This is a genomic window from Myxacorys sp. (genome assembly GCF_059501405.1).
The window spans coordinates 1-11,106 of the sequence record NZ_JCACCM010000071.1; the positions used below are offsets into that span (position 1 = coordinate 1).

General features: G+C 48.8%; 10 protein-coding genes. 8 read left to right on the forward strand and 2 right to left on the reverse strand.

Annotated elements, in window-relative coordinates; genetic code table 11:
- Nucleotides 1–445 precede the first annotated feature (445 nt).
- The 5 genes from AC5I6P_RS06910 (at nt 446) to AC5I6P_RS06930 (ending at nt 5,580) form a co-directional block, all read left to right on the forward strand.
- Entirely contained in the window at nt 446–1,009 is a 564-nt protein-coding gene (locus AC5I6P_RS06910) for a photosystem I assembly protein Ycf4 (protein WP_495693014.1), read from the forward strand.
- 173 nt (nt 1,010–1,182) lie between these two features.
- Nucleotides 1,183–1,974: a peptidylprolyl isomerase gene (locus tag AC5I6P_RS06915; protein ID WP_495693015.1), complete on the forward strand. Its 792-nt coding sequence runs from the start codon at nt 1,183–1,185 to the stop codon at nt 1,972–1,974.
- Entirely contained in the window at nt 1,975–3,090 is a 1,116-nt protein-coding gene (locus tag AC5I6P_RS06920; RefSeq protein WP_495693016.1) for a beta-ketoacyl-ACP synthase, read from the forward strand.
- Between the two features lie 66 nt (nt 3,091–3,156).
- The gene (locus AC5I6P_RS06925) at nt 3,157–4,743 is read left to right on the forward strand and encodes an FAD-dependent oxidoreductase (RefSeq protein WP_495693017.1); all 1,587 of its coding nucleotides are present in this window, start codon (nt 3,157–3,159) and stop codon (nt 4,741–4,743) included.
- 12 nt (nt 4,744–4,755) lie between these two features.
- Nucleotides 4,756–5,580 (forward strand): SirB1 family protein, encoded by an 825-nt coding sequence (locus AC5I6P_RS06930; RefSeq protein WP_495693018.1) that lies wholly within the window; start codon nt 4,756–4,758, stop codon nt 5,578–5,580.
- Here the strand turns inward: AC5I6P_RS06930 and AC5I6P_RS06935 are convergent.
- A complete protein-coding gene (locus AC5I6P_RS06935) occupies nt 5,575–6,030 on the reverse strand; it encodes an SRPBCC family protein (RefSeq protein WP_495693019.1) in 456 nt (151 codons plus the stop codon). The two genes, AC5I6P_RS06930 and AC5I6P_RS06935, sit on opposite strands and share 6 nt — an antisense overlap.
- A gap of 488 nt (nt 6,031–6,518) precedes the next feature.
- On the opposite strand from AC5I6P_RS06935, the gene AC5I6P_RS06940 reads away from it, so the two are divergent.
- Entirely contained in the window at nt 6,519–8,204 is a 1,686-nt protein-coding gene (locus AC5I6P_RS06940; RefSeq protein WP_495693020.1) for a mechanosensitive ion channel, read from the forward strand.
- A 74-nt stretch (nt 8,205–8,278) separates the two neighbouring features.
- Here the strand turns inward: AC5I6P_RS06940 and sipA are convergent, their stop codons facing one another.
- Entirely contained in the window at nt 8,279–8,497 is a 219-nt protein-coding gene (gene sipA / locus AC5I6P_RS06945) for a regulatory protein SipA (protein WP_495693021.1), read from the reverse strand.
- A 536-nt stretch (nt 8,498–9,033) separates the two neighbouring features.
- Between sipA and AC5I6P_RS06950 the strand changes: the two genes are divergently transcribed.
- Together AC5I6P_RS06950 and AC5I6P_RS06955 are read left to right on the forward strand one after the other, a co-directional pair.
- On the forward strand, nt 9,034–9,408 hold the full coding sequence (locus AC5I6P_RS06950) for a hypothetical protein (RefSeq protein ID WP_495693022.1): 375 nt from the start codon (nt 9,034–9,036) through the stop codon (nt 9,406–9,408).
- 102 nt (nt 9,409–9,510) lie between these two features.
- Nucleotides 9,511–11,106 (forward strand): tetratricopeptide repeat protein (locus tag AC5I6P_RS06955; RefSeq protein WP_495693052.1); only part of this gene is annotated, 1,596 nt, incomplete at its 3' end.

Here is an 11,106-nt window from a genome sequence, read left to right on the forward strand (position 1 = left end):
GGACGTCGAACCATCCCCGACTCGCTGGCGCACGCCCTACTGCTATGGTCATGATCAAATCCTCTAGCGATACTTAAAAGTGCAGAATGTCTAGAGTGAACGAGTTTATATGTCTAAATATAATAGGAGAAATCAGATTTTTTACAAAGCGAAACGTAATGTCTCAGCAAATTTTTCATCAAATGTAACGCTAACTTCCTGTTCAGTAAGGCGTTGCAGCATTTAGAGAATTTCTTCAGTTCCTGAGAGAAAGCTAAGCTTGATAAGTAATTCTGCTCAGCTTCACAAGCGCTTACGAAATGTTGTAAGTACTATACTAATTGTGGTTGCTTGCAGGATTGTTGGTTGTGTCGGAATTTCTTTATCTCGAGTTTAAGTTCCATGGCAAGACCGACTCTTCCGTTTTGCGGCTAACTTTAGAATTTCTTAAGGCAATCGTAAGTTTATGACGGCACAGACCACGACCGATACCCCCGTTCTACGATCGCAGGTGTTGGGATCTAGGCGGCTCAGCAACTATTGGTGGGCGAGCATTGTCTCCATTGGGGCAACGGGATTCTTTTTAGCTGCCCTTTCTAGCTACACAAAGGTTAACCTGTTGCCGTTTGCCAACCCCACTCAACTGGTCTTTATTCCCCAAGGCGTCGCGATGGGATTTTACGGAGCTGCAGGGATTCTGCTGGCTCTTTATCTGTGGCTGACGATCGCGTGGGATTTGGGAGGAGGCTACAACGAATTTAATAAGGAAACAGGCGAAATTACTATTTTTCGCTGGGGGTTTCCGGGCAAAAATCGCAAGATTGAGCTGAAGTCTAAAATTGCTGATGTTCAAGCCGTTAAAGTAACTTTGCGAGAAGGAATCAATCCGCGGCGATCGCTCTATCTCAAGATCAAGGGAATGCGTGATATTCCGCTCACTCGTGTGGGGCAACCAATAGCGCTATCTGCGTTAGAAAATCAGGCAGCTGAGCTTGCACGGTTCTTGGGTGTACCGCTTGAAGGATTCTAGAGTTTACATTGATCTGAATTGAGCGGGAATTTGAGTTGAACGGGCTAACCAGACTTAATCTCTGTGATCCTTGTCCAGTATTACTCTGCTGTTCTCTCGCCGTCTTTACGGGCACGTTCATCTGAACAGATTGTGCGTAAGATGTTGAGGTGATTTGTTCAAAGGATATGAAAATGCAGACAGACCTCCGTAATTGGCTTCTATCTACGCTTGCAGTGACGCTCTTTGCAATTGCGGGCTGTAATACCCAAGGTGGAACATCAGCCACTCCGACTGGTACTTCTTCCGCCACGCCGACCCCCAGCGCTACAGCGAGCGCTGCTCAATCTGCCTTGCCGCGTTTAGAGGGGAAAGCAACCGTTGTGATGACGGTGAAAGGCTCACCCATCACGCTTGAGGTTGACGGAACGAACGCCCCAATTACGGCAGGTAATTTTGTCGATTTGGTCGAGAAGAAAGTCTATGACGGGCTTGTGTTTCACCGGGTTGTGCGGGAGCCACAGCCGTTTGTCGTTCAAGGCGGTGATCCTCAAGGAAAGAATCCAAACTTCCCATTGGAGCAGTTGGGAACTGGAGGATATGTCGATCCGGCCACCTCTCAACCTCGGAATCTCCCGCTTGAAATTAAGCCAGAGAATGCAGCGGAACCCGTCTATGGCAAAACCCTTGAGGGCGTTAAGCCGAAGCTGAAACATACTCGCGGAGCGTTAGCAATGGCGCGATCGTCAGATCCAGATTCTGCCTCGTCTCAGTTCTACATTGCCTTGGCCGATCTAACCTTTCTAGATGGAAACTACGCCGTGTTTGGCAAAGTGACGCAAGGCATGGAAGTGGTCGATAAGATTCAGCAGGGCGATCGCATTGAGTCTGCCAAGGTGACGCAAGGACTCGAAAACCTCAAAACGGGTGCTGCGACTCCTTCGGCCAGTCCTTCTGCGAGTGCAAGTCCAACAACGACCCCGTAAATGGATGTTGTTATCACTGGAATTGGACTGGTTTCGGCGTTGGGTCATTTAGAGCAAACCTGGACAGGGTTGGTAGAAGGTCGCTCAGGCGTTCATCTCTGCCAACCCTTCTCCGATTTAAAGCCGCATCCTTTAGCACTGATCGAATCTTTTCCGACCGATCTCCTGAGCTTGACTGAGCGAGTCCTGCACGATGCGCTCCGCGATGCGAAACTGGAACCTCCATTACTTGATTGTGGGATTGTGATCGGGTCGAGTCGCGGCAATCAGGCACAGTGGGAAAGACTGACCGCGAATCGAGAGGATTTGAGCGGTTGGCTCAACACGTTGCCGAATGCGGGCGCGATCTCAGTAGCTCAACAAATCCAAACCCAATCGATCGTGCTTGCACCGATGGCCGCCTGTGCAACGGGAGTGTGGGCGATCGCCCGCGCCGCAGAGTTAATTCGGGCGGGGGAAGTAGAACGGGTGATTGCGGGAGCCATTGAAGCGCCGATTACGCCGTTAACGTTGATTGGATTTGGGCGAATGGGCGCGTTAGCCAAAACGGGGGCGTATCCGTTTGATGACGCTCGTGAAGGACTCGTGTTAGGCGAAGGCGGCGCGATCTTCGTTTTAGAATCAGCGGAAGTCGCGAAACGCCGAGGAGCAATGGTTTACGGGCAAGTGTTAGGATTTGGGCTAACGGCAGATGGCTATCATGTCAGCACGCCGGAACCGGGAGGCGGCAGCGCGATCGCAGCCGTGCAGCAGTGCTTAACGCGAAGCGTGTTAGCGCCTCAAGACATCGACTACATTCACGCCCACGGAACAGCAACTCAATTAAATGACCAAAATGAAGCTCATTTAATTCAAACATTGTTCTCGCCGCAAATCTCTGTTAGTTCGACGAAAGGATCGACAGGACATACGCTAGGAGCCTCAGGCGCATTGGGCACAGCGTTTTGTCTAATGGCGTTAAAGCACCAAGTTTTACCGCCAAATGTTGGGTTAACGCAACCTGAATTTAATTTGGCATTTGTGAGAACCGCTCAAGCGGCTCGAGTTCGGAATGTTCTTTGCTTCAGCTTTGGCTTTGGCGGACAGAATGCCGCGATCGCATTTGGAGACGTTTAATTCGCGTTCATTTGGAGACGTTTAATTCGCGTTCAATCGCGCTACCGTAAGCATGAAGAACACATTATGACTTGCGCTATGTCGCTGACTGAAGAAGTTTTGGCTCAGATTCCGGGAGATGCGATTGGCTCTGCCAAGCTCGAAACGATCGCAAGTTTACGCCGCGCTGATGGCTCATGGAAGTCCTTGCGGGAAGGGACATTACCGATTCCTACGGTCGTTCAAGAAAGCGATCAAGATCTAGAGCGCATTGAGTGGGATGTAATCATTTCGGGTGGTACTCTCGGAATTCTAATTGGGGCAGCGCTGGCAAAAAAAGGGTGGCGAGTCGCGTTGATTGAGCGAGGAGTTCTGCGGGGACGGGATCAAGAGTGGAATATTTCTCGCAAAGAATTAGCGGTATTTGTCCAATTGGGATTGCTGACCGAGCAGGAATTAGCGATCGCTGTCGCCACCGAATTTAATCCTGTCCGAATCAGTTTTTCTCAAGACTCAGAAATTTGGGTCAAAGATGTTCTAAACGTTGGTGTTGATCCAGTTTATTTACTTGAAACGCTGAAGTCACGATTTCTTCAAGCGGGTGGAAAGCTAATCGAAAAGACTGCGTTTGAGCAGGTGAGTGTTCATCCAAACGGAATCTGTGTGACAGCAGGAGAACAACTGCGTGGATGGCTTCTGCTCGATGCGATGGGACATTTTTCTCCAATTGTTAGACAAGCAAGGCAAGGACAAAAACCGGATGCGGTGTGTCTTGTCGTGGGAACCTGTGCGGAGGGGTTTTCTAAAAATGACACCGGCGATCTCATTGCCTCGTTCACACCCATTCAAAATCAGTGTCAATATTTTTGGGAAGCGTTTCCGGCGCGAGATGGCAGAACGACGTACATGTTTACCTATGTGGATGCAGATCAAGGTCGTCTGTCACTAGAAGAATTTTTTGAAGAGTATCTGCGCCTCCTTCCCCAATATCAGCACGTTGACTTAACTCAACTGAACTGGAAGCGGGCATTATTTGGATTTTTTCCTTGTTATCGTGACAGTCCATTAACCCTGTCCTGGAATCGAATTCTACCGGTTGGTGATAGTAGTGGTAGTCAATCCCCTCTCAGTTTTGGCGGCTTTGGAGCAATGGTGCGTCATCTCAAACGATTAACTGAAGGAGTTCATGAGGCTCTAGAGGCGGATTTGCTAAACCGTCAAGCGTTGTCATTATTACAACCCTATCAACCCAATCTTTCAGTCACCTGGTTATTTCAACGAGCCATGAGTGTCGGCATGAATCAAACTGTGTCACCGAATCAGATCAACCAGTTGTTGACAACTGTGTTTGAGGAAATGGCACAATCTGGAGAGCAGGTTCTCAAGCCATTTTTGCAAGACGTTGTGCAATTTGTACCACTCGCGCAAACATTGTTGAAAACGGGAGTGTCGCATCCAAAACTGGTGCTAAATATTCTTCTTCACGTTGGCCTCTTGAATCTGCTCAATTGGATGATGCATTTCAGTACTCTAGCGCTCTATTCTGTTTTGTATCCCGCTACCGAATCGCTGCGCCCGTGGATTAAAACTTTATCTCCAACTCAGCAGTACTTCTGGAATGGCAGGCTTCAAGCTTGGAAGTACGGTTCGGGTGGTGACTATTTAGAGGGCTAGAGGCTAGAGGACATGGAATTTTCGATCGCACGGCAGCAATTTTTTCAAGAAGTGCGTCAGCCGGATGAGCAAATCAATCTTGAAAAAGCGGCGCTCTACATTGCTCAGGAGACAAGACCTGATCTAGATGTAGATGCCTATTTAACTAAACTCGACGCGATCGCAAAGGCTATCCAACCGCACCTGCCTCAAGAATCCTACCCGCTACGGGTCGTTCAACTGATTAATCATCATTTGTATGAGGATTTAGGATTTGTTGGGAATGAAACCGATTATTATGATCCCCGCAACAGTTTTTTAAATGACGTTATTGATCGACGTACTGGAATTCCAATTACGCTGTCATTGCTGTATCTCGCGATCGCAAAACGTCTAGCCTTCCCAATGGTGGGGATCGGCATGCCAGGACATTTTCTGATTCGTCCTGATGTTGAAGAAATGGAACTGTTTGTAGATGCCTTTCATGGAGGCGAAATTTTATTTCTGCAAGACTGCCAAAATCGGTTGAATCAGATGTATGGTCAACCTGTAGAGATGCAGCCGCAGTTCTTTGAATCCGTCACAAATCGACAATTTCTGGCCCGAATGCTGACGAACCTAAAACATATTTATCTCAGTCGAGGTGAGATTAGCGCTTGCTTGTCGGCAATCGAACGAATTCTGATTCTTTTTCCCGACGCGCCGTTGGAATTGCGCGATCGCGGTGTGATTTATTTTCGTACCGATCGCTGGATTGAAGCTCGCCAAGACTTAGAACGCTATTTAACCCTAATGCCATTAGCTGAAGATCGAGAGATTATTCAAACCTTATTAATCCAAATTGAGAATTCTTCATAGTCCTGACTGAAGTTTTTCTGCAACTTGCTTGAGCCGTTGTAATTGAGTTTGCATGTCTGCTTCAGTCCATTTTGCTGCAAATGTGTTGAAGCCAAATTTGATTAGTGGATTGGGGATCTCGAATTCAAAGCGATTGATTAAGCGCGTGCCTTGGGATTGAGGCTGACATTCCCAGCGATCGCGCCCCTGAAAAAATCCTTCAAATTGCCACACAATCAGTCCAGGTTCTCGTTCCACAACAACGTTGCTTAAGGTCGGCTGTAGCACTGGAACTTGAATCACAAATCGACTTTGAGCGCCCACTTGGGTAGACCAGTCTCCGATCGGTTCGCACCGAAGTGCTGGATTTAACCAGCAGTGCATTAGTATCAAATCTGTAAAACATTGCTCTACGATCGTGGCAGTTGCGTTGACTAAGATGGACTGTTCAAATACTTCTAAATTTGACATTTTAAGGTATCATCTCCACACGATCGGTCAAAGATTGAGTTGAGATTGAAACGAAATCTCCCTCTCTAATTTAGAGATCTAAGCTAGAAAGACAATCCTACAAGATAGCCTTCTCTTTGCTCAAGAAATACATCTCAAGCATGAGGAAACCCAATTAATAATCATGGCATTCTCATCGTGCAGTGTGACTTTGACAACTGAGTTGATACTGAGGAAAAAAAGAGCTACTTTAAGTCGGTTGCGAAAACCCATTGGACGCTAAAAAAGTATTTTCAGAGGCTTTTCTCTTTCTAGAGATAGTCGTACTCTGAGGATGCAACCTACTACTCTGCTGGGCTGTTTTTGACTTGATTGCGCGCATCCTAGGGGACGGCACTTGTACATTAACTACGTATACAAGCTGATTACCTAATTCTGGACGGCTACTTTCCCTGAGTAGCGATCGCGCGGCTCGTTTAACTTAATAGATAGAGGCTAATTAGATCACCATGAACGAACTTTGGCAAATTGGATCTGCCACAGGGCTGCATTTGTTACCGGGGCTTGATCCGGTCTTGATGCAGGCGAGGACAGACGCTCCCCTGCCCCCCTTCTCAAACTATTTTCCAGGAATTGGCGCGAATATTGGTGATGTTGTCATCAAGCTAGTCGGCGCGATCGCGGTTCTCCTGCTCGGTTGGCTGATCGCCAGTATTGTTTCCAGAGTTGTCAACAGTCTGCTCAAGAAAACGAGCGTTGACAATCGGATTGCGGACTGGGCAACGGGTCACTCTGGTAGAAGGGCAAACTTTAACGTCGAGGGACTCATCTCCTCAGTGGTGTTCTGGATCATTATGATCTTGGCGCTGGTTGCCTTCCTCAACGTTCTCAATCTGACGACCGTTTCGCAGCCTTTAAACAATTTCCTGAATCAGATTTTTGCGTTTCTGCCCCGATTAGGCTCTGCCGCTATTTTGGTGGGTGTGGCTTGGTTGGTGGCAACGCTGGCTAAAACCGTTGTGATTCGCACATCTCAATCGTTTGGGCTTGACGAGCGCGTAGGGGCTCAGAATGATGACCCGTTGGCAACAAATCAGTTTGCCTTGAGCGAGACGCTTGGAAATGCGCTGTATTGGTTTGTCTTCCTATTTTTCTTGCCCCTGATTTTGGGCGTTTTGGATCTTCAAGGACCGCTTCAGCCGGTTCAAAACTTGCTGAACGAAATTTTGGGAGCGTTGCCCAACATCATTAAGGCGATCGCAATTGGGGCAATCGGTTGGTTGATTGCTCGCGTGGTTCGAGGCGTAGTCACGAACTTGCTATCGGCGACGGGAACGGATCGCTTGGGATCGCAGTTTGGCATTGGTCAGGCGACTGGAGGACGGACGCTCTCTTGGCTGATTGGCACGCTTGCGTATGTGCTGGTTTTAATTCCGACAGCTACGGCAGCGCTGGATGCTCTACAAATTCCAGCGATTTCGGGGCCAGCGACTTCGATGCTGAATCAGATTCTCAATTCGTTGCCCCTGATCTTTACGGCAGCGGCGATTCTGGCGGTCGCGTTTGTCATTGGTAAATTTGTGGCAGATTTGGTCTCCAGCATTCTATCTAGCGTTGGATTCGATAACGTATTCTATTGGCTGGGTCTGCAATCGGCTCCCTACACGCCGAGAGTTCCGCCGACGCAGTACGATACTGAGTTTCCGACGGGAGAAACGATTATTCAAGACACTGATGCACAATCTACGCCGACGGTGCGATCGCCGTCTGAGATTGTAGGCGTGATTGTTTTGGTAGGCATCATGCTGTTTGCCACGGTTGCCGCGACCAATATTCTCAACATTCCAGCGTTAACGGCGATCGTGAGTGGTTTGCTGCTGATCTTTGGACGAATTTTAGTCGGCTTGGTCGTGTTTGCGGTTGGTTTGTATCTGGCAAATCTGGCGTACAGCCTAATTACGAGTTCGGGTTCGCGGCAGTCGAGAATTTTGGGTCAGACGGCTCGCGTTGCCATTATTGCATTGGTGTCCGCGATGGCACTCCAGCAGATGGGAATTGCAACGAACATTGTCAATTTGGCGTTTGGTTTGTTGCTGGGCGCGATCGCGGTGGCGATTGCGATCGCGTTTGGTCTGGGTGGTCGCGATGTTGCTGCTGAGCAGTTGCGCGAATTGCTGAAAGACTTTAAGCGTTAGAGTTGGCTCTCCTTATAGTCCAAGGAGCGCTCGGCGAGTCCGAAGCGCTCCTTTTTTTGTTTGAGTAGGTTGGTTTAATCAATGGCTTCTAGATATTGATCGTCGAGCAGAAAGGAACCTCTGCTAAACCGGATGCTCCAATATCCGCCGGGACGACGATCGAGGACGATGCCTTCCTCTCCAAGTTGAACGAGTGATGCTGGACGGAGCATCGGCATGGGATCGGCGGTCTTGACGTAGGGCGGAAGTGCGATCAGACGAACTTTGGAGCCGACCTGAAATTCTTTTGACATCGGCAGAGATGAAATAGAGGGGTACTCTTCTTAGTAGAGCAGGTCTGATGGCAGATCTACAGCACATTTAGGCGGAAATTCTGGGGTTGCAGCGATCGCTAGCTCGGCTAAGGAGTGATAGATCTGGATCAATCCTGTTTCAGATCGGAATGTTTCTGTTTTGAACAGGACAGTTCCTATTTGAGATCGGAATGTTTCTGTTTTGAATAGGACAATTTCTGTTTGAAACAGAAACGTTCCTGTTTGAGATCGAAACGTTCCTGTTTCAAATAGGAATCATCCTGTTTCAAATAGGAATGTTCCTGTTTGAGATCGAAACGTTCCTGTTTCAAATAGGAATTATCCTGTTTCAAATAGGAACGAACACTTCGTGAAGCAAAGCGATCGCTAATCAAGATCAAGCGATCGCTAACCAACATAGAACGATCGCACTTTTTTCCTCAACATTGCTATTCTCTGTAAAAGTTTTGAGGATTTGCGGAGAATTATTGATTCTTGAGGTAGAAAAGATCTAACCCCTTCTCGGAGTTGTGGCAATGGAACCAGTTTCATTTACGGCTGCTGCGATCGCTGCCCTAGTTTTGAGTGAAGGCTTTAAAGAAGTTGGTAAAACGTTGGGGAAAGGAACGCTAGACGCGGGTGGAAAATTGGCAAAACTGTTGTGGGAGAAGCGACCCGGCGCAGCAAAAGCACTTGAAGCGGGTGAAGAAACGGCAGAGTATAAAGATGCGATCGTAGAGGTTGAGACGTTAGCAAAAACTGACTCAGATATTGCGGCAGCAATTCAGGCGGTGATGCGAGGGATGCAGGCTCAACCGCAAGGTCAGCAGATCGTTAACTCATTCGTGAATAAAGCGGCGAATGTATACAATGCGCAAGTCACAATTGAGAATCAAAATATTACGCTTTGACTACAGCCGTCGGCATCCGGCTCCGACAAAGTAACGCCGTTCTATGAAATTCCTTATACCGCGTCTCCCAATTTTGTAGGACGCATAGACGAACTTGATCGACTGCATGAAATTCTGAGCTCGTCTGAGGGCGCGGTGATTTCTGCGGTAGCCGGAATGGGAGGTGTAGGCAAGACTCAGTTAGCGGTGCAGTATGCGACTCGACACAAGGCAGATTATCCGGGCGGCATCTATTGGTTAAACGGGCGGACGGGTGATCTAGCGACTCAGATTCTTCTGAAAGCGGAATTTGATCTGCAATTGCAGGGATTGGCGGCAGCGAAAGAGCGATGCACGAATCTCGGTGACTTGGTGCAGTGGTGCTGGAGGCATTGGACGCCCCATGAAACGACGCTAGTGGTGTTGGATGACATAGGCGAGTGGGCGAAGTGTCGATCGTATTATCCAAAAGAGGCTCGGTTTCGGGTGCTGGTGACGACGCGCCGAAAAGATTTATTGCCCAACTTTCCTCGGATCGATCTGGAGATGTTGCAGCCGCTAGAGGCGCGATCTCTGCTGGCAAGGTTGGAGGGTTATGGGCGAGTTGATCAGCAGCCAGAACTGGCAGACCAACTTTGCGAGGGATTGGGCTATTTGCCGTTGGGGATCGAACTGGTAGGTTGCTATCTCGCCAGAGATCGACACATTACGCTCTCGCAGGTTTGGGGACGGTTGCAAGAAAATGGAATGCGGGATCCAGCATTAGAGCGATCGCAGGAGGATGAAATTACCGCCGAGTTGGGTGTGAAAGCAGCGTTTAACCTGACGTGGAAAACGATGGAGGCTGACGCACAAGAGGTTGCCCGCTTGTTGAGTTATTTCGCTCTCGATTGGATTCGGTGGGACTTAGCGGAACGGACGATGCAGCGTGTAAAGGGAGGGGCGTATGCGCTGGGAGAACTAAAGGCGCGAATAGAGAATGCATCGTTGGTGCAAATTGAAAAGGATGCTCCTTCGGTGTGTCGATTGCATCCTTTGATTCGGCAGTTTTTGCAAGAACAGGAAGCAGAGGCGGCTAAAACCGCAGGCGAAGCACCGTTACGATCGGCGTTTGTTTCGGACATGATAGTGATCGCGAGTCAACTGCCATATAACCCACCGACGAAGGATATTGACTGGTTTTCGGAAGTGCGATCGCATGTTCAAGAAGTAGCAGAGCGCCACACAGAAGGATTGGAAGGAGATGCTCTGGTGTGGTCGTTTGTTGGACTAGCGCGATTTTATGCAGGACAGGCACTTTTCGCTCAAGCAGAATTTTGGTATTCAGAATGCTGGGAGATGACGCAACGGCTGTTTGAAGGCGACCACCCGGCTGTGGCAACAAGCCTGAATAACTTAGCAGGTCTCTACTGTTCCCAAGGACGCTACAGCGAGGCAGAACCGTTGTACGAGCAAGCGTTGGCAATGACGCAACGGCTGTTTGAAGGCGACCACCCGGCTGTGGTAAGGAGCCTGAACAACTTAGCACTTCTCTACCGTTCCCAAGGACGCTACAGCGAGGCAGAACCATTGTACGAGCAAGCGTTGGCGATGAAGCAAGAGCTGTTTGAAGGCGACCATCCGCATGTGGCAACAAGCTTGAACAACTTAGCAGGTCTCTACGATTCCCAAGGACGCTACAGCGAGGCAGAACCATTGTACGAGCAAGCGTTGGCGATG